This is a genomic window from Spirosoma agri (genome assembly GCF_010747415.1).
In the GTDB taxonomy this organism is placed as follows: Bacteria; Bacteroidota; Bacteroidia; order Cytophagales; family Spirosomataceae; genus Spirosoma; species Spirosoma agri.
On sequence record NZ_JAAGNZ010000002.1, the window covers coordinates 1328970 to 1354214 of the forward strand.

19 protein-coding genes are annotated in these 25245 nt (G+C 51.1%); 14 read left to right on the forward strand and 5 right to left on the reverse strand.

Annotated elements, in window-relative coordinates:
• Nucleotides 1-8 precede the first annotated feature (8 nt).
• The 9 genes from GK091_RS22130 to GK091_RS22170 are packed head-to-tail and all read left to right on the forward strand — an operon-like array spanning nt 9 to nt 11259.
• Nucleotides 9-818, forward strand: a complete 810-nt coding sequence (locus GK091_RS22130; protein WP_164042066.1) for a glycosyltransferase — start codon at nt 9-11, stop codon at nt 816-818.
• Complete coding sequence (locus GK091_RS22135) at nt 815-1951, forward strand: glycosyltransferase (protein WP_164042068.1); 1137 nt, start codon at nt 815-817, stop codon at nt 1949-1951. Before GK091_RS22130 ends, GK091_RS22135 begins: the two co-directional genes overlap by 4 nt.
• A gap of 60 nt (nt 1952-2011) precedes the next feature.
• A complete protein-coding gene (locus tag GK091_RS22140; protein ID WP_164042070.1) occupies nt 2012-3187 on the forward strand; it encodes a Gfo/Idh/MocA family protein in 1176 nt (391 codons plus the stop codon).
• Nucleotides 3184-4281, forward strand: a complete 1098-nt coding sequence (gene wecB / locus GK091_RS22145) for a non-hydrolyzing UDP-N-acetylglucosamine 2-epimerase (RefSeq protein WP_164042072.1) — start codon at nt 3184-3186, stop codon at nt 4279-4281. Before GK091_RS22140 ends, wecB begins: the two co-directional genes overlap by 4 nt.
• A gap of 58 nt (nt 4282-4339) precedes the next feature.
• Entirely contained in the window at nt 4340-6526 is a 2187-nt protein-coding gene (locus GK091_RS22150; RefSeq protein ID WP_164042074.1) for a bi-domain-containing oxidoreductase, read from the forward strand.
• Between the two features lie 2 nt (nt 6527-6528).
• Nucleotides 6529-8151: an alginate lyase family protein gene (locus tag GK091_RS22155; RefSeq protein ID WP_164042076.1), complete on the forward strand. Its 1623-nt coding sequence runs from the start codon at nt 6529-6531 to the stop codon at nt 8149-8151.
• Entirely contained in the window at nt 8148-9386 is a 1239-nt protein-coding gene (locus GK091_RS22160) for a glycosyltransferase family 4 protein (RefSeq protein WP_164042078.1), read from the forward strand. Before GK091_RS22155 ends, GK091_RS22160 begins: the two co-directional genes overlap by 4 nt.
• Entirely contained in the window at nt 9383-10297 is a 915-nt protein-coding gene (locus tag GK091_RS22165) for an NAD-dependent epimerase/dehydratase family protein (protein WP_164042080.1), read from the forward strand. The genes GK091_RS22160 and GK091_RS22165 overlap by 4 nt, the downstream gene beginning before the upstream one ends.
• A complete protein-coding gene (locus GK091_RS22170; protein ID WP_164042081.1) occupies nt 10294-11259 on the forward strand; it encodes an MraY family glycosyltransferase in 966 nt (321 codons plus the stop codon). The genes GK091_RS22165 and GK091_RS22170 overlap by 4 nt, the downstream gene beginning before the upstream one ends.
• 77 nt (nt 11260-11336) lie before the next feature.
• Here the strand turns inward: GK091_RS22170 and GK091_RS22175 are convergent, their stop codons facing one another.
• On the reverse strand, nt 11337-11789 hold the full coding sequence (locus tag GK091_RS22175) for a thioredoxin family protein (protein WP_164042083.1): 453 nt from the start codon (nt 11787-11789) through the stop codon (nt 11337-11339).
• Nucleotides 11790-11965: 176 nt separating this feature from the next.
• Here GK091_RS22175 and yihA point away from each other — a divergent pair, with 176 nt between their 5' ends.
• The gene (gene yihA / locus GK091_RS22180; RefSeq protein WP_164042086.1) at nt 11966-12577 is read left to right on the forward strand and encodes a ribosome biogenesis GTP-binding protein YihA/YsxC; all 612 of its coding nucleotides are present in this window, start codon (nt 11966-11968) and stop codon (nt 12575-12577) included.
• Nucleotides 12578-12710: 133 nt separating this feature from the next.
• Complete coding sequence (locus GK091_RS22185; protein ID WP_164042087.1) at nt 12711-13193, forward strand: DUF5606 family protein; 483 nt, start codon at nt 12711-12713, stop codon at nt 13191-13193.
• Between the two features lie 159 nt (nt 13194-13352).
• Here the strand turns inward: GK091_RS22185 and pyk are convergent, their stop codons facing one another.
• Complete coding sequence (gene pyk / locus GK091_RS22190) at nt 13353-14789, reverse strand: pyruvate kinase (RefSeq protein WP_164042089.1); 1437 nt, start codon at nt 14787-14789, stop codon at nt 13353-13355.
• Nucleotides 14790-15068: 279 nt separating this feature from the next.
• On the opposite strand from pyk, the gene tkt reads away from it, so the two are divergent.
• On the forward strand, nt 15069-17117 hold the full coding sequence (gene tkt / locus GK091_RS22195) for a transketolase (protein ID WP_164042091.1): 2049 nt from the start codon (nt 15069-15071) through the stop codon (nt 17115-17117).
• Nucleotides 17118-17228: 111 nt separating this feature from the next.
• On the opposite strand, the gene GK091_RS22200 is transcribed toward tkt, so the two are convergent.
• From GK091_RS22200 to GK091_RS22210, 3 genes are all read right to left on the reverse strand, one after another.
• Nucleotides 17229-17669: an RrF2 family transcriptional regulator gene (locus tag GK091_RS22200; protein WP_164042094.1), complete on the reverse strand. Its 441-nt coding sequence runs from the start codon at nt 17667-17669 to the stop codon at nt 17229-17231.
• A 538-nt stretch (nt 17670-18207) separates the two neighbouring features.
• Nucleotides 18208-18597, reverse strand: a complete 390-nt coding sequence (locus tag GK091_RS22205) for a LytTR family DNA-binding domain-containing protein (RefSeq protein ID WP_164042096.1) — start codon at nt 18595-18597, stop codon at nt 18208-18210.
• Nucleotides 18598-18877: 280 nt separating this feature from the next.
• Nucleotides 18878-19894, reverse strand: coding sequence for a GntR family transcriptional regulator (locus GK091_RS22210; protein ID WP_164042098.1), 1017 nt, complete (start codon nt 19892-19894; stop codon nt 18878-18880).
• 612 nt (nt 19895-20506) lie between these two features.
• Between GK091_RS22210 and GK091_RS22215 the strand changes: the two genes are divergently transcribed.
• Together GK091_RS22215 and GK091_RS22220 are read left to right on the forward strand one after the other, a co-directional pair.
• Entirely contained in the window at nt 20507-23605 is a 3099-nt protein-coding gene (locus GK091_RS22215; protein WP_394351888.1) for a SusC/RagA family TonB-linked outer membrane protein, read from the forward strand.
• 79 nt (nt 23606-23684) lie between these two features.
• Nucleotides 23685-25196 carry a RagB/SusD family nutrient uptake outer membrane protein gene (locus GK091_RS22220; protein WP_164042102.1) on the forward strand — a complete coding sequence of 504 codons (1512 nt, stop codon included), beginning with the start codon at nt 23685-23687 and terminating at the stop codon, nt 25194-25196.
• Nucleotides 25197-25245 lie beyond the last annotated feature (49 nt).

The following is a 25245-nucleotide window of genomic DNA, read 5'->3' on the forward strand; positions in this document are numbered from 1 at the left end:
TATAGACTATGAACCGGTTGCGTGTATCCATCGTCATGGCGTGTTATAACGCCGAAAAAACGGTCGCTAAGGCCATTGAGAGTATGCTGGTACAGACTGAACCGGCTTTTGAATTTATTATTGTGGATGATGCCAGTCACGACCAGACCGCGATCATACTCCACCAGTACCGACAACTTGATACCCGCATTCGGGTGCTTACCAATCCGGTCAATCAGGGGTTGGCCTATAGCCTGAACCGGGCGATTCGGGCCGCCAGTGCCCCGTTTATTGCCCGTATGGATGCGGACGATAGCAGCCTGCCGGATCGTCTGGCGCGACAGGTCGCCCATCTCACGACACATCCGGATATCGACGTTCTTGGCACAGCAACGGAGTTGATCTCCGAAAATGGGCGGTGGATTGGATCAGTCGTTCTGCCTGTCGATCATGAGCGCATCGTTAGCCAGCGGTATCTGCGCCCGCTGTTCATTCATCCGAGTGTTATGTTCCGGCGCACTTTTTTTGATCGGTGTGGCTACTACGACGAACGACTCCGCCGGACAGAAGACCTTGACCTCTGGCTCCGCGCCCGAACCATAGCCCGGTATGGTAACCTGCCTGATCGTCTGATGCGATACACGTATAGGCCAAAACCGCTGTTTCGCACGTTTCGCAGCGATATGGCCGTTCGGTTTCGCCACATGTGCACCAGTGGCGAACTGGCGCGCAAGGGGCATGAATTGATCTGGTACTCAATCCGGTTTGTCCTGCTAACCTATACGGGCTATACGAGTAAAGCGGTACGAATGACGACCCTCCCCGGCCATACCTCATGACGATTTTACAAACAGCTGACTGGTTTTATCCATCGCAGATGGGTGGGCCGAGCAACGCTATTTACTGGCAGGCCAAAGCCATGACGCGGGCGGGTCACCGGATGATCACCGTTGCTACGTCGCGGGATTTACCGGCTGCGGTGTCGCTGGATCAGTGGATAGATATGGATTGCGGGCGGGTTATCTACACGAAAAATCCTCATTTCTACGTGCCGGTCAACCATATCTGGTACGCACTATCGGTGATGCGGCTGGCTGATGTTGTGCACATTAACAGTCTATTTTATCCCAGTTCCATTGTTCTGGTCGCTGCGGCTAAGCTGATGGGTAAACCCCTGGTCTGGTCACCGCATGGTGAACTGAGTCCAAGTGCGTTAGTGTATCGGCCCCGGTTGAAAAAAGTGTTGCTTCGGCTGTTCCGGATGGTGAGTAATGGCCTTGTTTTCCACGCAACGTCCGCTGCGGAAACCGACTACATTCGCCAGCAATTTGGCGCGAAGGTCGTGGTTCATGCTATCCCCAATAGAATGGAAATTCCGCCGGTTGCCCAGCGTAACGCCAACAAGTACCTGCTCTTTATCGGACGGTTGCACCCCATCAAAGCCATCGACCAATTGATCGAAGCACTGAGCGAATCAACTGTCTTTCGGGAGAGTGACTACACACTGACAATTGCCGGGCCTGGCTCGAACAACTACCTCAGTTACCTGCACGAACGGACGACCGTATTGAACCTGTCCCGAAAAGTGAATTTTGTCGGGACGATTCAGGGCGATCAGAAAGAGCAGCTCTATGCCGACGCCTACCTGACGATTCTGCCGTCGCATGCCGAAAATTTTGGGAATGTTGTCATCGAGTCGTTGGCGCAGGGAACGCCCGTGGTAGCCTCAACCGGAACGCCCTGGCAACTCCTCGAAAGCGAACGGGCGGGGCACTGGGTAGCGAACAAGCCCGCCGAGTTGCGTCGGATCATCGACCTGTATTTGCAGATGCCCGCCGAAGCCTACCAACTGTATCGACAACGAGCGGCCCGGCTGGCCCGTCGAACATTCGATGTTCACGCCAATGTGGGGCAATGGGAGCAACTGTATCGGGATGCCGCGCAACGCACACTCAGTCGTAGACTTTTGTAACGCGGGTAGAAACCCGCGCTAGCTGGCTAAAAATCGCGGGTTTCCACCCGCGTTACGAAAATGGATTACACCCGGCAGACCCTTGCGTTTAAGATTCGGAAAACAGTGCGCTACGTTCGACTATACGGCATTGGCCGTACCTGGACGAAAATAGCCGCTCAGTATCACATGAAACGCGTGTTTCCGGGTCAGGAGTCGCTACCCGTTCCAGCTGGAAAAAGCCTGAAACACGTTGGCATCATTGGTTGTGGCAAATTCGCGTATGCCAACATCGCTTACTACGTCTGTAAAAACTACGGAGATGTGATTCGGGGGGTGATGGACGCCGATCTGGACAAAGCCATTTCGCTCGGAAAACGCTACCAGGCCGATTACTACACGACGGATGCGGAGGCTGTCCTCACCGATCCCGCTGTTACCTTGGTCTATATCGCGTCCAACCACGCTTCGCACACCGATTATGCGATACGGGCCATTCAGAACGGGAAAGCAGTGCACATCGAAAAGCCCCACGCCGTCACGGAAGATCAGCTCGTGCGGCTTTGCAATGCCATGCAACGGTATACGGGACGCGTACGACTGGGTTTCAACCGACCCGATAGCACACTGGGCAGATTACTAAGTGACCACTTTGCCCGACAAACGGGTCCTGCTCTGATCAATTGGTTCGTGGCCGGACACCAGATCGAGGCCGATCACTGGTACTTTGCCGAGTTGGAAGGTGGTCGTATTCTGGGTAATCTGTGTCATTGGATTGATTTTACAATGCGGCTGATTCCAGAAGAATATCGTTTTCCTGTCCAGATCATACCAACTCGTTCCGGTAAGTCAGACTGTGACATCAGTGTTTCCTATGTATTTGGCGATGGGTCGATCGGGACGATTACGTTTTCGGCGAAGGGGCACACGTTCGAAGGGGTGCGCGAAACGATGAATGCGCACCGGGGAAATTTGCTGGCGTCACTCACTGATTTCAGCGCGTTACGGCTGGATATTGGCGAGCGGGTTATTCGCAGGCGACTCTGGTTCCGCGATCATGGCCATCAACACTCGATCTGTACCAGTTACCAAATGCTCAAAAATCCGTCTGTAGCGGAAAGTACCAAAATCGTTTGGGAATCGGGTTACTTGACCATCAAAACAAAGGATGCCCTCGACACGAACCGGCCTGTTCGTGTCGAGGGCTACAACCCCACGTTCGGGCCCGTGAGCCCGGTTTCCAGTAATGAACCATGAAGATTCTTACCGTCGTTGGAGCGCGCCCTAATTTCATCAAAGCCGCACCGTTGCACCGCGCTTTTCGACAGTATCCAACTATCGAGTCGAAAATCGTGCATACCGGTCAGCATTACGATGCCCGCATGAGCGCTATCTTTTTTCGCGAGCTTGACCTCCCCGAACCGGACTATACGCTGGGCATTTCGACAGGAACGCAGGTACAGCAGCTGGCCGAAATTATGCTCAGATTTGAGGACGTACTGACTGCTGAACAGCCTGACTGGGTGCTGGTTGTGGGCGACGTAACGAGCACGCTTGCCTGTGCGTTGGTCGCCAATAAAATGGGCGTTCGGGTGGCGCACGTCGAAGCCGGGTTACGCTCTGGTGATCGTAAGATGCCCGAAGAAATCAATCGAATCCTGACCGACTCGATTGCCGACCTGCTGTTCGTGACAGAACAAGCGGGGCTGGATAATCTCAAACGAGAAGGTATTGCCGATGAAAAGGTCCGGTTTGTCGGTAACGTAATGATTGATTCGCTGGCGTATTCCCGTATGAAGGCCAATGAGCAGAATACCGTCGGGCAATTGGGTTTGCTACCGGGCGGGTATGTTGTTATGACGATGCACCGTCCCGGTAATGTCGATACCGAAGCCGGGCTGACGAATCTCGTGGCGATTGTGGAGCGCGTAGCCAGGGATAAAACCGTACTGTTTCCCGTCCATCCCCGTACCCGGTCTAATCTGGTCAGGTATGGTCTGCTCGGTTGTTTGACAATGATTCCGAATGTTCGCCTGTTGGAACCACAGGGCTATCTGGCCTTTTTAAACTTACTAGAGCACGCGGCTATTGTCATTACCGATTCGGGTGGCGTTCAGGAAGAAACCACCTACCTCCGGGTTCCGTGCCTGACGCTGCGCCAGTCAACCGAACGACCCGTAACCGTCGAATTGGGCACGAATCAGTTATTGGCCAAGCTGGACCCGGACTCCGTTCGTGAGCGCGTAACCGATATATTGACCTGTGGGGCAAAGCAAAGTCTTACTCCGCCCTTGTGGGATGGTAATGCAGCCACGCGCATCGCGGCTGCATTACTGGAAACCCGTTCGTAGCCACTGAACAGAACCCGGATGACCTATTTCGTGGCTTATTCCCCCCGTACCGAAAACGATGAAACAACTTGTACAAAATCTTAAAACGGGCGAAACGGTTCTTGAAGACGTTCCAGCACCCCAGGTGCGCCGGGGGCAGGTATTGATTCAAACACGCCGGTCGTTGGTATCATCCGGTACGGAGCGAATGCTGGTCGAATTTGGGAAAGCGAACTTAATTGCCAAAGCCCGGCAGCAACCCGACAAGATGAAACAGGTCATTGCTAAAATACAAAGCGATGGTTTCTTGCCGACGCTCGAAGCGGTTTTTCGAAAACTCGATCAACCGTTGCCACTTGGGTATTGTAATGTTGGGACGGTGTTGGCGGTCGGGGAGGGCATTACCGATCTGCGCATCGGTGACCGGGTTGCTTCGAACGGACCACATGCCGAAGTTGTCTGTGTGCCGCGCAATCTGGTCGTTCCCGTTCCTGATCGCGTAAGTGACGACAAAGCCGCCTTTACTGTTATGGGGGCGATTGGTTTGCAAGGCATTCGCCTGTTGACGCCGACGCTGGGCGAAACCGTCGTGGTTATCGGTTTGGGGCTGATCGGGTTGCTCACCGCCGACCTGGCACGGTTGAACGGATGCCGGGTGATTGGGCTGGATATAGATGAACCCAGACTACAACTGGCTCGTCAGCGGGGTATTCTGGCTTTGCAGTCGGGTACGGATGGTGATCCGGTCAAGGCAGTGCTGGCCCTGACGAATGGCGTTGGTGCAGACGGCGTGTTGATCACAGCCTCCGCGAAAGGGGACGAACTCGTATCACAAGCTGCCCGTATGAGCCGTAAACGCGGTCGAGTCGTTTTGATTGGTGTCGTAGCGTTGACCCTGAATCGGGCTGAGTTTTATGAGAAGGAATTGACGTTTCAAGTATCGTGCTCGTACGGACCCGGTCGCTACGACGATGCGTATGAACAACAAGGTCATGACTACCCGTTGCCGTTCGTGCGATGGACAGAGAACCGGAATTTTCAGACTATTCTACAACTAATAGAACGGGGTCAGCTGGATGTCAAATCGTTGATTACGGAGTGTATTGCCTTCGCCGATTACCGTAAAATTTATGACACGATCGCGCAGGGGAGTAAGGTAGGTATGGCGTCCTTGATGTATTACCCCGAATCGATTAACCTAACTCCGGTTACCAAGCTTCGTGACGCGACGTACAGAGCCAGTCCAGGTACGGTTGGTCTAATTGGGGCGGGAAATTTTACTGCGGCAACACTGCTACCTGCTCTGAAGGCAGCTGGGGCCACGCTTAAAACGATTGTCAGTGCCGGTGGACTAAATGCGGTATTACTGGCCAAGAAATATGGCTTGAGCGAAGCGACCACCGATTATCGCCGGATACTCGATGATCCCGGCATCGACCTTTGCGTTATCACGACCCGACACGATAGTCATGCGCGACTAACAATCGAAGCCCTACGCGCCGGGAAACATGTATTCGTTGAAAAACCGCTGGCTATCTGTGATGAGGACGTAACGCAGATTGTTGCCGCGCAGCAAGAATCGGGACGACTCGTAATGGTTGGGTTTAATCGTCGATTCTCCCCTTATGCGTTGAAAATGAAATCGTTACTAGGAGGTGATCAATCGGCAGAGGTGCCTATGAATGTTATTGCCACAATAAATGCGGGGGCTATTCCAGCTACGTCGTGGGTGCATGACCGGACTGTGGGTGGTGGTCGTATGTTGGGGGAAGCCTGCCATTTCGTTGATCTGATTACCTTCCTAACCGGAAGCCGGGTGGATCGTGTGTGCATGAACGCGATGGGAAAGCGACCCTCCGAGACGAGCGATTCGGCCTCGCTGCTGCTTCGTTACGAAAACGGGTCAACGGGTGTTATCAACTATTTTGCGAATGGTAGTAAAGCATACGCCAAGGAACGCATAGAAGTTTATTCGCAGGAGCGGACATTGATTCTAGATAATTTTCGCAGTCTGACCGGCTACGGCGTCAATAATTTTTCACGTCTGTCGGGGCGGCAGGATAAAGGACATGCCGAGCAGATGAAACGGCTCATCCGGCACGTCAGAACCGGGAGCGCAGGCGCTGATGACGCGTTATTAATTCCCTTTGCGGAGATCATCAATACAACACAAACGACGCTGGCAGCCCTGCATAGTCTTCGCGAAGGATGCTGGATCGACGTTGCCAGTATCGGAGCTTTTCGTAAAACTGAGCCTGTTCAGTAGCTATGCGCAGACTTGGACTTTTCTGGCGAACCATTCGCTACTTACGTCTTCGACAACTGGTTTATCAGGTCATCAATCGGTTGCGAAGCCGGGCAAGGCTACGTCTTCCAGCCAGCGTACCGACAAGTTACTTTTTGACCGTTCCCCAAGCCGACAAACCCATAACCTACGTCAATCGGACGTTTACCTTTTTAAATCAGCCGGTTTCGTTTCCTGGCTCTATCGACTGGAATTATAGCCGGAACGGTAAGTTATGGACATATCATTTAACTTATTTCGACTACCTGAATCAAGCGGAGATCGATCATCGTGGGGGAATGACGGCCGAGGAGGGCATTGACTTACTAAACCAGTTTATTGACCAAACGGACGCAATTCAGGCGGGCCTGGAACCTTACCCAACGTCGCTGCGAATCACTAATTGGATCCATTTTTTGAGCCGACACCAGATCACGAATAAACGAGTTAACGCTCATCTGTTTGCCCAGACAGATTTGCTCAATCGGCGTCTGGAATACCATCTGGCTGGCAATCATCTGCTCGAAAACGGCATTGCGCTACTCACTGGAGCCTTGTATTTTCAACAGAGACGCTGGTTTGATCGGGCGTCGACGCTTATCCGCCAGGAATTGACGACACAAATTTTGGCGGATGGCGCGCATGATGAACGTAGTCCAATGTATCACCAGCTATTGCTGGATCGACTGCTGGACCTGCTGACTACTCTACGGGCTAACTCGTGGCACGTCGATTTAATGCTTATCGCCTTCGTTGCAGAAAAGCAGACCATGATGCTTAACTGGTTGAACACCATAACGTTCAGCAACGGCGATGTGCCCATGGTCAACGACGCAGCGTTCAACAGTGCGCCCACATCGGTACACATTCAGGCGAAAGCTGGGCGGGGACTACCCTCACCGACCCGTCGGTCCGCCGTTGCGGAAGGGGTTGGAGGAATATCTAGCGGCTATCGACTATTGCGCCAACCTCGTTACGAACTGTTTACTGATGTGGGAGCCGTGGGGCCCGATCACCAGCCTGGTCATGCCCACGCTGATACGTTTTCGTTTGTTTTGTATGTAGACGCGCAGCCACTCCTTGTCGATAGTGGTACATCCACGTATGAACCTGGACCGCGCCGGACGTGGGAACGGAGTACGGCGGCCCACAATACCGTCGAAATCAACGGACTAAATTCATCTGAAGTATGGGGTACATTTCGGGTTGGACGACGAGCCAGCGTAACACTGCTTGAGGAATCGGGCGATGTACTTTCTGCGCAACATGACGGCTATTCATCGCTTGGCATTATGCATCGGCGGACGTGGCTTCTGGAGGAGCGAAAAATTAGTGTCTTTGATCGAGTGATAGCGCATAAAGAGACGAGAAGCGCGCTTATTTCGTGCGTAGCCCGTTTCTATTTCCATCCTGGTGTGCTGGTCGTACTGGAGGCTGATACGGTGATTGCCGGAACAGTCAGACTAAAGTTTTTATCGGGTATGATGCCAACGGTCTTGCTTAAACCATATGACATGGCTATCGGATTTAATTTGTTGCAGGGTGGCCAATACCTTGACGTTACGTTTGCCGATTACCTGAATACTATCGTAACGATTACTGAATGAGGATTTTATACGTAACCTTCTACTTCGAGCCGGACCTCTGCGCTGGGTCGTTTCGAAACACCGCGTTGGTAAACGCGTTAGCCGACCAGCTTACGCAGACGGATGTTATTCACGTCGTTACAACGCAGCCCAATCGATACCAGTCCTTCCGACAAACGGCGTTGAAACGCGAAGAACGAGCGGGTAAACAGGGCTGTCGGATATTGATCGATCGTGTTGCCGTTCCGACTCATGCCAGTGGTCGAACCGATCAGATATGGTCATTCCTGACCTATTATCGACAAGCGCATCGACTGACGGCTGACCAGCACTACGACCTGGTTGTTGGCTCATCGTCGCGGTTGTTCACGGCTTTTCTGGGGGCACGGCTAGCGCGTCGGAGACGAAGCCCTTTAGTGCTCGACATCCGGGATTTGTTCCGCGAGACAATGCTGGAAATGATCGGCAACCCTTTTCTACGCATCGTACTGAATTGGGTATTGAGAACGGTCGAACGATATACCTTTGGTTACGCCAATCATATTAACCTGGTTTCGGAAGGATTTCGGCCTTATTTCAAATCCTTTCCCACCGCAACGTACAGCTTTTTCACGAACGGAATTGATGAGGAATTTCTAACGCTACTCTCCCAGGATGAGATTGGGGAAAGAAAACGCGCAGATCGACATTGCCATGTGAAAACAATCCTCTACGCTGGAAACATCGGTGAGGGGCAGGGGCTACACAAAATCATTCCGCAGGCGGCTCGACTGCTCGGCGAACAATACCGCTTTGTCGTTATTGGCGACGGTGGTGCGGTGAACAAGTTAGAGACATTGATTCAGGCCGACACGAACATCAACGTTGAGCTGCGCAAGCCTGTCAGCAGGAGGGAGCTGATGGCTGAGTATCAGAAAGCGGACTACTTGTTTGTCCACTTGAATGACCTCCGCGCGTTTAAACGGGTGCTTCCTTCTAAACTTTTTGAGTATGGAGCAACGGATAAACCCATCATAGCTGGTGTGGCGGGTTACGCAGCTCAGTTCGTACGGGAATACATTGACAATAGTATCGTGTTCAAACCGGGCGATGTGGAAAATTTGATTGCGCAGCTACGCGAAACGCCCTATCGAACACAGTATCGTGCTGATTTTGTAGCTCGATTTCAGCGCAAATCAATTATGGAAGCGATGGCCCAGCGAGTGATACAGACCGTTTCACCGCTTGTCACACGGTCTAAAACGGCTGTATCATGAATCTATTATTAACAGGCGCTTCTGGCTTTCTGGGCAGCCGAATTCTAAACGAACTTGAGCTTAGGCATACCGTGACGACACTGGGTCGGCAGGATCTTGGGAGTAGCCACATTTGTTGCGATATGACCGACAAAGAACCCGACCTGGCCGATCGGTCAATTGATGTGGTTGTTAACTGCGCCGGTAAAGCGCATTCCGTACCGCGTAATTCGCGGGAACGGGCCGACTATGAGCGCGTGAATGTACAGGGTACGTCCCGACTGCTGACAGCGCTCGAAACGTGTTCAACATTGCCGCAATCGATTGTACACATCAGTACGGTGTTGGTTTACGGACGTGCCGAAGGAAATCTGCTGGACGAGCAAACGACACTCGACGCCAGTGATGCTTATGGTTCCAGTAAGCTTCGGGCAGAAACAGTGGTGCGTGAGTGGGGCAACAAAAATGGGGTTCGGGTAACGATACTGCGCTTGCCCCTGGTTGTGGCCGAACCACTAAACGGTAACCTGGCCACAATGAAGAAGGCTATACAGCGAGGCTATTACGTGCGAATTGGCGATGGTGAAGCCCGGCGAAGCATGGTGCGCGCTGATGATGTAGCCGCTGTTATCGTGCGGGCTGCCGGAGTGGGTGGTACGTTTAACCTCACCGATGGCCATCACCCGAGCGTTCGCGCTCTTGAACAAGCCATTGCTCGTACTATCGGACGAGAGCGCATGCCGACTGTTTCGCTGAGCACCGCCAAGGCCATAGCGCGGATTGGTGACGGAATTAATGCCTGCATTGGCCGCAGATTTCCGCTTGATTCGATCGCGCTCCGAAAATTAACGGGTTCGCTGACATTTTCGGATGAAGCGGCCCGGCTGCATCTTGGTTGGAATCCGCGCTCTGTTCTCGACGTATTCCGATGACGCCAACCGGCTCTGTTTTTCTGGCTGCTGTGCTGGTTTGTTGCGAACTGTTGTACCTGCGCGTAGCACGCCATTTCGGCATCGTCGATACACCGAACGAGCGGAGTGCGCATACCGGTTTGGCGATTATTCGGGGTGGGGGAGTGCTGTTCTGGATGGCGGCTTTGGTCGCATTTGTTCACAGTGGCTTTGTTTATGCCTACTTTTTCGCCGGGTTGACGCTGGTGGCCGTTGTGAGCTTTCTGGACGATCTGCGTAGTCTGGCGTACCAATACCGGATCGGTGCACACTTGGTCGCAGTTGGATTGCTACTCTATCAGCTTGATTACCCAATGCCCGCGTTTTGGGTAATAGGGTTGCTGCTGCTGGCCGGTGCGGGTATACTGAACGCGTATAATTTTATGGATGGTATCAATGGCATCACCGCGTTTTACAGCCTGGTTACCGTCGGCACATTATGGTATACCACGCTCCAGCCCGCGTCCAGTCAGGTAATCGACTCGTTACTGCCTAACACGTTCGTTGCGCTCTTGGTATTTAGCTATTTCAATGCCCGTAATCAGGCCATTTGTTTCGCTGGTGATGTGGGCAGCATGTCGCTGGCCTTCATTGTCCTTTATGCGCTGGCGCAGTTTATGATTACGAAACAGACGTGGTTGCCAATTCTGTTTTTAGCTGTCTACGGAGTCGATAGTGGTCTGACGATCGGGCAACGGCTTTATAGGCGTCAAAACATTTTCCGGGCTCACAACCTGCATCTATTCCAATTGCTGGTGCACAAACGGCACTGGCCGCACCTGCGCGTGGCCACGCTTTATTCACTCATTCAGGTAGCGATCAATCTGCTCGTGCTGCAAGCATTGACGTGGTCATTCGTGGGCCAAACGATGACGGCGGTAGTCGTAGTAGGGCTATTGATCAGCGTGTATGTCGTTGTGAAAGTGCGGTTGATGAACGCATAAAAAAAGAGCCAGTTTCTGACAACTGGCTCTAGTTCAAAATCGATCGACTCCGCGCAATCGCGTTTATGTGGTTCCGCTTATTTCACGCTTTTGCCAATAGCAATCAGGTCTTCGGGCGTTTGCAGACCGATCACCTTCTTCAGGATTTTGCCATTCCCGTCGATGAACAACAGCGTTGGATAGGCTTCGAGGGGATAAACCTGCGACAGCGCCGGACCTTCCCCTTTTTCCATATCCATTTTTACGTTGATGAACCGGGCGTTGTAGACTTCACCAACGGCCTTCTTCGTAAAAACATTTTTTTGAAGCAGCTTACAGGGGCCGCACCAGCTGGCGTAAGCGTCGAGGAAAATTACTTTCTTTTCGGCTTTTGCTTTTTTGAGGATGTCTTTCCAGGCGGCATCAGTGAACTGAATGCCTTCCGCGTTGTCTTTGGGAGCTGGTTTGTGGTCACCCGCAGAAATGGCCTGGGTAGCTGAGTAGCTGAATCCGACGAATAGAATGGTTAGGAACCAGATAATTTTTTTCATGCTCGGACCGGTAGACCGGTTATTTTTTGAGTTTCGGATGAATAACGCACCGGGAGGGCATTTTCGTTTCTGCCGGTGTTGAATAAGCAAATTAATAGGCGCACACTCAAAACACAAACAGTGTGCCATTTTCCTTAATCTTTCCGACCTTTGCAACCGTTTCAGTCCTTACTGCTATGCCCGTAAAACAAGCTGAGTTCTTTGTCAGTAACTCTGATCCAGCCAAATGTCCAAAACCCGACCGACCCGAATATGCCTTTATCGGACGGTCCAATGTCGGCAAATCGTCGCTGATCAATATGCTGACGAGCCGGTCAACGCTGGCCAAAATTTCAGGAAAGCCCGGTAAAACGCAGCTCATCAACCACTTTATCATTGATAATGAATGGTATCTGGTCGATTTGCCCGGTTATGGCTATGCACAGGTGAGCAAAACGGACCGTGAGAAATTTGCGGCTCTAATTGATGGTTACCTGACAAGCCGACCGAATTTGCTCTGTACTTTTGTACTGGTCGATTCTCGGATTGAGCCGCAGAAGCTCGACCTCGATTTTATGTACAATCTGGGCGAAAAGGGCTTGCCCTTCGTAGTCGTCTTTACCAAAACCGAAAAGCTGGGCCCCACAAAATTGCAGGCGACGCTGGATGCGTACCGGGCCCGATTGCTGGAAACCTGGGAAGAAGTCCCTGAGTTTTTTGTTACGTCGGCCATAACCGCTGCCGGGCGCGAGGATATTCTGGCCTTTATCCGGCCATTGAACCAGGCGTACAAAAGCGAGGAGAAATAAACGAGTGTTGGTTCGGTCCCCGTTGTCCAAATGGGTTTAGGTAGCTGGTCACTCAAGTACCTGTTCAACTTAATTAACAACTAAAAAGGCAATACGTCGGCCTAAACAGGCGTTACAATTTTACAACGTATTTATGGAAGCATTAAAACAGATTGCCAACATTGCCGGTCAGAGCGGCCTTTTTCGGATCTTGAAACCTAGCCGGAATGGGGTTATTGTTGAATCGCTGGACGACAAGAAGGCCAAAACAATGATGGGCCCAACGGCTCGTGTGTCGGTGCTGAACGATATTTCGATCTATGTCGATAATGCCGATCAGTCGATTCCACTCGCGGACGTGCTGCTGGCTGTCAATGAAAAATACGGCGAAACGCTGACTGTTGATCCGAAAGGATCGAACAGCGAACTGGCCGACTTTATGGCTACCGTCGTACCCGATTATGATCGGGAACGCGTTCGAACGACCGATATCAAGAAGTTAATCGTTTGGTACGGCATCCTGCGCCAATTTGCACCGGAGGTGTTCGAGAAGCCAGCGGATGTGGTAGAGCCATCGGCTGAAGCGCCCGTTGCTTCGGAAGCACCGGCTGCCGAAACAGAAGACGAAAAAGCGTAAGTGGGTTTGTGGTGCTGGTTGTGTTTCTGCTGAAAACCAGCTCATCAACCGGATGAACCGCTAGAAGATACATTTTCAGTGAGAGCAAAAAAGCCGCGATGACCATTGGTTTCGCGGCTTTTTAGTCATTGGACTAGTCTGAAAACTAACCCGGTCTTATTAATCGACAGTGCTCAATTTAACGGTATTTGTCCGTCGTGCCTGTGTTAAGGGCATACTCAGCGTATTGATGAAAATATCACCGGAAGCCAGCTTGCCTTGGCTAATCAGCGTCTGTTTGATACCTTCTACCGTCTGATCGACCGTTAGCTCAAGGTTTGGCTCGTAAGGCAATACCTGAACACCCCAGTACAGACCCAACGTGTTGCGGAGTTGCGCATCGTTGGAGAAAACAAACAGATCCGCTTTGGGACGGTGGTGCGATAACCGTTCGGCCGTGTAGCCCGAATTCGTAATACCGATCACCGCTTTTGCCTTCGTGTCACGGGCCAGTCGGCAGGCGCTCATCACTACGTTGTCGTTGATGACGTTCTCGCCCGGATGCTCGTTCACGTAGGCGTGATACCGGTAATAGATCTTGTCAGTATTCGCTTCAACCTGTAGGATCGTGTTGGCCATACTCTCGACCGCCAGAATCGGGTATTTGCCGGAGGCTGTCTCGGCACTGAGCATCACCGCATCGGCACCATCCATCACCGAATTGGCGATGTCGTTGATTTCAGCGCGGGTAGGCCGGGGCGCATCGATCATACTTTCAAGCATCTGGGTGGCAACGATAACGGGTTTGGCCGCTTTGTTGCACTTCTCGACCAGCATTTTCTGAATCATCGGCACCTCTTCGGCGGGTAATTCAACACCAAGGTCACCCCGTGCTACCATCAGACCGTCGGTTGCTTCGATGATCGAATCGATATTGACAATCGCTTCGGGCTTCTCGATTTTGGCGATAACGCGGCAGCTCTTACCCTTCGATTTGATGTATTCTTTAATTTCGATGATTTCCGAGGCTTCCCGCACGAAGGAAAGAGCGATCCATTCGGCATTGTGCTCAAGACCAAATTCAAGATCTTCCCAGTCTTTATCGGTTACGGCGGGCATCGATACCCGCGTGTTCGGCAGATTAACGCCTTTTTTGGACTTCATGGAGCCACCGTAAACAACTTCGGTGATTACGTCGGTGCCATCGGTGCCAATAACCCGAACTTCAAGTTTGCCATCATCCATCAGAATACGTTCGCCCGGATGGACGTCTTTGTACATATCCTTATACGGTGTACTGACGCGTTCGGCGGTGCCAATGATATCATCGTTAGTGAACACCAACTGGCTGCCCGGCAGAAGCATGACGCCATCTTTATTCTCAACGTTACCGATACGGATCTTAGGGCCCTGCAAATCCTGTAGCACACAGAGATTCAGGTTGTATTCTGCATTGATCTCGCGAATGCGGTTGAGCCGCATGAGATGGTCTTCGTGGGTGCCGTGGGAGAAATTAAGCCGGAATACGTTTACACCGGCTTTGGCTAATGCCAGCAATTGTTCTTTCGTTTCGGAAGCCGGGCCAACAGTGGCCACGATCTTGGTTTTCTTAGACATGAGGGACGGGAAAATTGGGCAAAAACGGCCAAGAGCCGGTGCAAAAATAACCGGCAGGGTCGATAAACAGTTGTCTTTACATAAATTTTACGCGTAATATCGAAACTCGGATGTTTACACACGCCTTTTTTCGCTGCAACAGGCTATGACGCTTACTGCATGATTTCTAGAGAATTGATCGTTTTTTTTAATCTTCTTTCGAGTTTGCGAGTTAATTTATAGAGACCGGTTCAACCGGCTCAAATCGATTGTATCGTTCAAACTACTTAATCTCCCGCTATGCCTAATAAGACGGTTGACCTCGATCAACTTAGCGTTGACACAATCCGGCTGCTGTCGGTAGACGCTGTTCAGAAAGCTAACTCAGGGCACCCCGGTCTGCCACTGGGGGCGGCACCAATGGCCTACGTGCTCTGGTCGCGCTTTTTGCGTTTCAACCCCCAGGATCCGCACTGGCCCGATCGCGATCGGTTCGTTTTGTCGGCCGGCCACGGTTCGGCGTTGCTTTACAGCCTTTTACATCTTTACGGATATGATCTTTCCCTCGATGACCTGAAGAGTTTTCGGCAGCTTCATTCCAAAACACCCGGCCACCCCGAATCGAACCTGACGGCTGGTGTGGAAGTGACCACAGGGCCATTGGGACAGGGCTTTGCCAATGGGGTCGGTATGGCCATGGCCGAAGCGTTTCTGGGTGCTACCTACAACCACGATGGCCATACGCTGGTCGATCACTATACCTATTCGATTGTCAGTGACGGTGATCTGATGGAAGGCATTGCCTCCGAAGCAGCCTCACTGGCAGGTCACCTGAAACTGGGCAAGCTGATTTATCTCTATGATGATAACCTGATTTCGCTGGATGGTCCCACAAATCTGGCGTTCACCGAAGACCGGATGGCCCGGTTCGATGCCTACGGCTGGCACACACAACACGTAGCCGATGGTAATGATCTGGATGCGATCGAGGCTGCGATCCGGGCCGCCCAGGATGAAACGGAACGTCCATCCATTATTGCCGTACGAACGATCATCGGGTTCGGTAGTCCGCAGGAAGGCACCAGTAAAGTACACGGTAGCCCACTGGGTGAGGAGAATGTACGTAAAACCAAAGAATTTTACGGCTGGGATCCTGATCAGACGTTCGTTGTGCCGGACGAAGTGAAGCCGCACCTACTCGAAGCCGGCCAGAAAGGGGCTGAATTACAAGCCGACTGGCAGAAACGATTCGATCAGTATAAAACGCAGTTCTCAGCCGAAGCCGATACGTTCACGCTTTCGTTTGCGGGTAAACTGCCCGAAGACTGGGACGCCGATGTACCATTATTCAAACCCGAAGATGGACCACTGGCAACCCGGCAGGCATCGGGCAAAGCACTTAATGCACTGAAACAGCGGGTATCTTACCTGTTTGGCGGATCTGCCGATCTGGCATCATCGAATGAGATGCCGACGAAAGGGGAGGCTAGCTTCCAGCCCGGCCATTACGGAAATTCCAATATCTGGTTTGGCGTGCGTGAACACGCGATGGGTGCCGCGCTCAACGGTATGGCGCAACACGGTGGCGTACATCCGTACGGGGGTACCTTCCTGAATTTTTCCGATTACATGCGCGGAGCTATCCGGCTAACGGCGTTGGCTGAATCGTCGGCGACGTTTGTGTTTACGCACGATAGCATCGGCTTAGGGGAAGATGGACCTACGCACCAGCCTGTTGAACAGTTTGTCTCGCTTCGAACCATTCCCAATATTATCGTTCTTCGTCCCGGCGACGCCAACGAGACCGCCGAAGCCTGGCGCGTAGCGATGACCCAGCCCAAGACGCCCGTTGTGCTGATTTTATCGCGTCAAAAGCTGCCGGTACTGGATCAGAACATATATGGATCGGCGCGTGGTGGGGTTGAGAAAGGAGCCTATATTCTGAGCGAAGCCGAAGGAGAACCCGAACTGATCCTGATTGCTACGGGGTCTGAAGTGTCGTTAGTGCTCGAAGCGCAGGCGGCACTCAAAAAAGAAGGTATTCAGGCGCGGGTTGTAAGTATGCCCTCGTGGGAATTATTTGAAAAACAGGATCGTGCCTACCAGCATAAGGTCCTACCACCTTCTATACGGAAGCGACTGGCCGTTGAAATGGGTTCACCAATCGGCTGGCACAAATACGTGACCGACGAAGGAACGACCCTCAGCATGAACCGGTTTGGCTTGTCGGGACCCGGCGAAGAAGTAATGGCCTATTTCGGGTTTACGGTCGAAAACGTAATCAAGAAAGCTAAGTCGGTACTAGTGGGACAACCCGATGATATCGAAGAAAAACAGGTCTTATCCTGACTGGGTCTTGTCCTGACTGGGTCTTGTCCTGATTGACTAAAATTTATCAGGCATATCGTTCGCGCAGTTGGTTGCAGAAGTTTACGTTCTGCTGCCAACTGCGCGATTCTATTATTGGGTAACCAGCCCGGACTCAGTTGGGAGGGGAACCAGCGAGCGTAGCGTTGTCCGTTCGTATACTGATAAATTGGCATCACGAACGCGCTCCATAATTGGTCGGATTTTGCAGGTTTCTTCATCCTCGCAGTCGTCGCACCGGACGTAGAAATTCAGCGATACGCAGGGGGTAGGTGCAATAGGGCCGTCAATGATCCGAACCACCTGAGCTAGATTTACCCGCTCCGGTTCAACGCGTAACAGGTATCCGCCACCTTTTCCTTTCTGACTCTGAAGGATACCGTGATTGCGCAATTCCAATAGAATAGCTTCCAGAAATTTTTTGGGTATACCCTCCTGGGTTGAAATATAGGAGATTAGCACCGGTCCTTTTCCGAATTGTTCGGTAAGTACTTTCAGTGCCTTGATGGCATATTTTGCTTTCTTTGAAATCATCGGTTCTTGTCTCTTTTACGTGAATGGATGTAGTTGATTCGGGTAAAGGGGGGCGCTGTTATCGAGCGTATTCGTCAAATAATCTACTAATATATAGAGTATGAATGCAATAATGTCTATTTCCTGCCTAACCTGTGATGGGAGCCCGTCCAGAAATACCGACTGGTACGGTGTATATATATACGTCCGAACGGCAATTAACTTTGCATTGCCTGATCGCGTCATCGCCCATCTGAGGGACTAATAACCGGGAAAAAATTTATATTTCCTACTTGTTCTATAGATATTATTTGATGCTTCTAAAGAACCGTGCCTATGTCCTGGATTTTCCATAGCCGCTAGAAAACAGCAAAAAGCGACCTTCCCACAGTTCATTAGGCTGCGGTAAGATCGCTTCAGGGTTGATTATCAAACGAATTGATCGTCGTGTTTGCAACCGGAAAATCGGTTCAAAAAAGCATTAGTCGCAACGAGACAAGCTATTCGGGTTAACGCCGAAGAACAGTTGCGCGCCGGTTAAGTGACTCACGAAGAACGCTTAGCGAACTGGAAACGCCCGATGTGCCGTCAGGTTTACCGGTTCGGTCAGTTCACGAAATTGAGTGAGTCCTCTAACGCTATGATCAGATAAGCAGCGGAGTTGACTGACAACTTGCGAAACTCGTCGGCGGCTTACCGGAAGCCAGTGACCAGCCACCAGCACATCGGCAGAGCGGTCCGGATTTCGACGAATTTGTGAGATGTGATTGGGATTTACCGCGAGACTTTTACTTAAACGAATGAAGCCGGGAAGTGTGTCGACGCATTTTTTTAGCGTGGTCGAGTTCAATTCAGGCGACGAGTCGGTCAAAAAGACGCGGGTGTAGTTTCCCCAACCCATTAAATACATAATGCGGGCATTGTTGTTGCTAAGCTTACTAAATTTCATGTAAATGTTGGATCGATGTGGTAACTAGTAAGGTGAACTACTATGATAACGTAAACATAGCGATTAATAAATAAGACAACAGTATACAGACGGCCTTATTTTCTATTTTTCAAAAGAAAAGCTGGCGATATCTACGATGCGGAGTACAATCTAGATTTTACGTAAACACCGTATTCAGAAAAAAAATGAATAAGGGCCGTTCCGAGCAGATTTTAAGCGTTCGTTTACCTCTGCTCTGCAAATGACCTCTGGGAGCATTTCCAACCAACTATGTAGCCGTTTATAACGATTTACGTACAATGAGTTGAAAAGGATTTTCGACGTGTTCGACACTCGTGTCTAGTACCAGCTGGGCTGCCGTTCGACCCATTTGGGCAAAATCAGTGGACATAACCGTGATTCCTTCCAGCAAAAATTCTTTCAGTGGCGTCTCGTTGTAGGATAGAATGCCTACCTCCTGGCCAACAACGTAGGGCGTCATCTTGATTTTTTTAATAAGCTCCACGAGATCGTCTTCCATAAGATTAATGTAGGCATGCTTCGGCTGAATGACCTCCTGCTGGATGTTGTCAATGACGTGGGTTTTGAAGTTGTGTTCATAACAAAACTTATAAAATCCATTCAGAATCGCTTTTGGATGATAGGTGTAGGAAGGGAAAAGAATACTTAGCGTCTCGTATTTTTTCAGGAGTGGGAGTGCATCGGTCAACGCCTGGTAGAGGTCTTTTTCAAAGTTCTGAAATACGGCTGCGTACTGCCCGGATACGCCTTCCTGAAGTTTGTCCAGAATGACCAGTTTATGTTTGGGTAAGCTGTTAATCAGTTCACTGGCTTTTTCTCCGCCTTCATAAAAATGCCCGATAATAACGTAGTGGGTGTGATTGCGGGCCTGCCGCTCGATCAAATCACGGAACAGTCGGAAGTCATTGTTGTAAATGAAAAAATCGATCGCGACGCCCGGCCCCAGTAACTCGACGAACGAATCATAGATGATCTTTTTATGCGCACTGAGCTTATTGAATAATAGAAAAATTTTAAGATTGCGACCTGCTTTCGTATACTTGATATAGTACCCTTTTCCTCGGACGGCTTCAATGATTTCGTTCTCTTTCAGGAGTTCGTAAGCACGCTCTATCGTCCCTTTGGCCACGTCGAACTCAGCGCACAACTCGTGAATCGACGGTAATTTATCGCCGGGAATGATGTCCCGATTTTCGATACCCTCCACAATGGAATTATAAATCTGCTGATACTTTGGTGTGTTCGAATAGTCGTTGAGTTTGATGTGTCTGAGCATATCCGGTTGATCTGGGCCAGGGCGATAACCTCGGTCGAAAGGCGATAATTAATTCGAAAAAAAAAGTAAGTAGTTGTACGGTAAACGCAAAAACGCGCTATTCCTACTAGGACGTAACCGATCCGTTGGGTGACGAAGTCCGCTACTGACCTGACTGATTAATCGACTCCATGCCCTTATGTTCTGCCAATAAAGCAGGCTAACAGAGAGGTATCGTCTCTTCTTCTGGAGCGTTGCCTGATCATTTTTTCAGCAGCAGTGCCCGCTAAAAAAAGACGCTCTCCGTCCACTTTCGCTATCATTTTTCGAAACGATTATCCGTAAAGATACTCAGTGTTATTTGTTGGAAATTCCAAATAAATTATTCAGATAGTAATAAAAATGGGTAAGTGTAGGAAAGTTGGGGGCACCCATCTGGCAATATTTGACCATCCTATTGATTTATATAGTGACTCCTATTCTCGAAATCTAATTTCTTTCGTCATTCCCATGAAAAAGCTTTATCAGTTAGTCGTGCTGAGTATGGTAACAATAAGTTACACAACTCACGCACAGAAACAGGGGACAGTTATACCGAAGGGCAGCGTGTTTACGAACGGAGCCGTTTTGGCCATGAACGGTCCTGTAAACAAACGATTGCAGGTGATTTCAGTTGTCGCGGACATAAGCGTGTCGGGAAAAGTAGTCGATGAAAAAGGAGCTGAACTGCCGGGCGTGAGTGTAATTGTGAAAGGAACCACGCAGGGGACCACAACCGACGGAACGGGTAGTTTCAAAATCTCGGTGCCTAACGCACAGTCAACGCTGGTCTTCAGCTTTGTGGGGTATGGGCGCAAGGAAGTGGTAATTGGTAGCCAGACGGACTTGACGGTTACACTGGCCCCCGATGATCAGACCCTGAACGAAGTGGTCGTTGTAGGCTATGGTAGTCAGTTGAAGAAAGAATTGACGGGCGCTGTTCAGACGATTAGTGCGCAGGAAATCAAAGACTTACCGGTTTCTCAGATCGGACAAAAACTCCAGGGCCGGTTGGCGGGCGTTCAGATCAACCAGGCTACCGGCAAACCGGGTCAGGGCATCAGCATCCGTATTCGGGGTCAGGTATCGGTTTCGGCGGGCAGTGATCCGCTTTACGTAGTCGATGGGTTCCCGATAACGGGGAATATTGCCCAGCTTAACCCCGATGAAATTGAGGATCTGTCGGTATTGAAAGATGCCGCTTCAACGTCGCTTTATGGTTCGCGGGCGGCCAACGGGGTAGTGCTGATCACCACCAAAAAGGGAAAACCTGGGCAGACCAATATTAGTTTTAACGCGTTTGCCGGGGTGCAGCAGGTGCCGATGAGAGGTCGGGTAAAAATGCTTGATGCCGTTCAGTTTGCTCAATTTAAAAAAGAATATTACGAAGACCAGTTGCAGGCTGTACCGACTGAATTTCAGAATCCGGCACAATACGAAGGCAAAAACAACGACTGGTATGATGCGCTGCTCCGACAAGCACCCATCCAGAGCTACAACCTGAGCATTTCCAATAATACGGGAAAGGCCAACACGTCGCTGGTCGCTGGTATTTTCAATCAGGATGGGGTGGTGCTCAACAACAAATACAAACGGTACTCGCTGCGCATGAACTCGAACTACAACCTGTCGGATCGGGTCACGATTGGTTTTAACGTAGCGCCTTCGTATGTGTACGACAATACCCCGCGTACTGATGGCGATCGCGGAACCGGGATTCTGTTCAACGCGCTCCACACCTGGCCCGTCATGCCCATTTACGATGCCAATGGCGAATTAACCAAGTTTAACCAGTTTCCGGCCAGTACGGGTAATATTTTCCAGTATCCAAACTGGTTGCGAGCCGCCAAGGAGCTGATCAACGAAACCAAGAACACCAACCTGCTGGCGAATGCGTATATTCAGTATCGCCCGATCACGGGGTTGACTCTCCGGTCGACGATGAACATCGAATACCAGAATTCTAAATTCTTCTTCTTTAACCCTTCGACGGCCACCAGTGCCATCAACGTACCGATTCCAACCACGGCTGTTTCGATTCGGCAGGGACTGGAAAATACATCCTGGCTGAATGAAAATCTGGCGACCTACACCCGTAGTTTCAACGATCATAACTTCGAGTTGCTGGCTGGTTTTACCAACCAGTGGTTTCGGCAGGAATTCAACCGTATCCAGGCCGATACGTATGCCGATGACCGACTGCCAACCATCCAGGGGGCGCTCAACATCAACCGGGGTGGTACACAAAACGGGATCAATCAGTGGGCGCTAACGTCCTACCTGTCTCGTCTGACGTATAATTACAAAGGCAAGTACCTGTTCACGGCGGCTGTTCGGGCAGATGGCTCGTCTCGCTTTGGCGCGAACAACCAGTTCGGTACGTTCCCATCGGCTTCGGTTGGCTGGGTACTGTCGGATGAGAATTTCCTGAAGCCCATCCAGGCCGTTTCGTTCGCTAAAGTTCGGGCCAGCTACGGCGTAATCGGTAATAACAACATCGGTAACTACACGTCCTACGCCCTGGTGAACAACACGACCAATGCCGTTTTTGGCAGTACCGTAGCCACCGGAGCCGTTGTAACGTCGCTGGCTAACCCAAACCTCGGCTGGGAAACGACAAAACAGTTTGACATTGGCCTTGACCTGGGTCTGTTCAACGATCGTATCCAGTTCATCTACGATTTCTACACGAAGCGTACGACCAATCTGCTCTACGCCGTACAGGTTCCGCAGGAATCGGGTTTCACTAATTTCAACGATAACATTGGCGAAATTAAGTTCTGGGGTCATGAATTCTCGCTGACAACCAAAAATACGACCGGTCGACTGAAATGGACAACCAACGCCAATATCTCGTTTAACCGGAATCTGGTCGTCGCACTGGCTCCGGGTATCGACCGGGTATATGGTAGTACGGGCTTCCACATCACGCAGGTCGGTAAGCCCTTCGGCCAGTTCTATGGGTTGGTTAAAGAAGGCTATTACACGAGTGCTGAACAGCTCAGATCATCACCCATCATTCCGGGACGTTCGGCCATCGGCACCATCAAGTTCAAAGACATCAACGGCGACGGCGTTATCACGAACGGTGGCGATGCGGATGATCGGACGATTCTTGGCAGCCCTTTCCCGAAATTTACGTATGGTATCACCAATGATCTGAAATATGGCAACTTCGATTTCTCGATCACAGGGTCCGGCTCTTACGGAAACCAGCTATGGGTTCGCCACTTGTACAGCACAGCCAACCTGGATGGGGTGTTCAACATGGTTGAAGGTGTAAAAGACCGCTTCCGGGTTCAGAATACTATAGTCAACGGTGTTGGCGTAGCAACGAACATAATTACGCAGGGAGCCGGTATGTTCGGCGCAACCAACAACGGCGGTAACTACACGGGTATTGAGCGCGACTGGCATAGTTCGCAGTTTTTGGCTGATGCGTCATTCTTCACCATCAAGAACATAACGCTGGGCTACAACATCGGGGCGGTCAACAAGCTCTTTAAATCAGCGCGGGTCTATGCGTCGGCTCAACAGGTCTACATATTCACGAAATACTGGGGCGGTCCGAATCCGGAAACCAGCGGAAACGCAACCGGCGACGGACCTGGCGACAATTTGAGTCAGGGCGTCGATTACTCGAATTACCCGGTTCCGCGTACGTTCACGCTCGGCGTTAACCTGAACTTTTAATTCATCATCCCTGCGTTGTCATTCCTAGTAATGACTGCTGAAAGGCAGCGTAGGGCTTTCTAAACTCATTCTGAAGTATATGAAACGTAAGTATATAGCGACCTGGCTTTTAGGACTTGCCCTGACCGGTTGCACCAAAGATTTCTTAACTGTAATTCCCGAAACCGCGCTAAGCTCAGCAACGTTCTTCAAGACCGAAGCTGACTTTCAACAGGCTGTTAATGGGGCTTATGTACCGTTTCGGCAGATGTATAACGAGCGGGCGTGGGTGCTGGAAGAAATGCATTCCGACAATACGTATTATGCCCGAAATACGCTTTACGGAGCGGTTGATCCAACCGAGAACGTGGCTGATTTTGCGGTTCCGACAGCGAACGGCGTTACGGCCAATGATAACGTACTGGTTCAGTATCGGTTAAACTACGTGATCATTTCCCGGGCTAACCAGATCTTGAGTTTGATCGATGGCATTACGTTCAGTACCGATGCTGTCAAAAACAACCTGAAAGGGCAGGCGCAGTTTCTACGGGCCTTTGCTTACTTCGATCTGGTTCGGTTGTTCGGGAAAGTACCGCTGCACCTAGTACCCATCACGGGCCGGGAAGATGCCGCCTTACCGCTTTCGACAACGGATGAGATTTATGCCCAAATCGAGAAAGACGCGCTGGCTGCCAGCACTGCCCTGCCTAACAAAGCGACGCAGGAACAGGGGCGGGCCACATCGGGAGCCGCCAAAACGCTCTTGGCAAACCTCTATCTGACGCAGAAAAAATGGTCCCAGGTTGAAGCCCTGACGAAGGATATCGTAGCCAAAGATGGGTATGCACTGGTGCCTGACTACAACAACGCCTTTTCGTTCACCAGCACGAACAAGAACAATCAGGAGTCGGTGTTCGAGATTCAGTACATGGAAGGTGCCGCCGGGTATAACGGCAACCAGATTTACCGGTTTCTGCCTTCACCCATAAGCGCTGCCGAGATAGCACCTATTACGGGCACGTCGAATCCGCAACCTACGTCTCAGGAAAGTAACAACATTCCGACGCCGGACCTGATTGCGGCCTACGAAGATGGGGATAAACGGAAAGATATTTCCATTGGCTACGTTACGTTAAGCGGAAGTCTGCGGACGGATCAGAAGTATCCGTACATCAAGAAATACGCCCGGACGCACTCGCTGAATCAGAATACGGGTCAGAACTGGCCGGTTTATCGCTACGCCGAAGTGCTGCTGTTTTTAGCCGAATCCCTGAACGAACAGGGAAAAACGGCTGAAGCCGCCACGTACCTGAACCAGGTCCGCAACCGTGCCGGACTGGGCGCTTCGAAGGCAACGTCGCAGGCGGATATGCGCGAAGCGATCTTCAAAGAACGACGCGTCGAATTGGCTTTTGAGAACAAACGCTGGTTCGATCTGACCCGGACGGGTCGGGTGAAAGAGATTATTGGGGCCTACGGTGCGAAGGTTAAGGCAAATCCGGCAGCGTATTACTTCCCGTCGGGTGCGGTTCCGCCACCAAACGCCTTTACCGTGTTGGACGATTATTACGGTCTGCCAGCGGTTGAAGCTGCCCTAACGCCGTATTTCTAGACGACAATCCCACCAGCCGGTCGTTCTGATCAATCGGCTGGTGGCTATT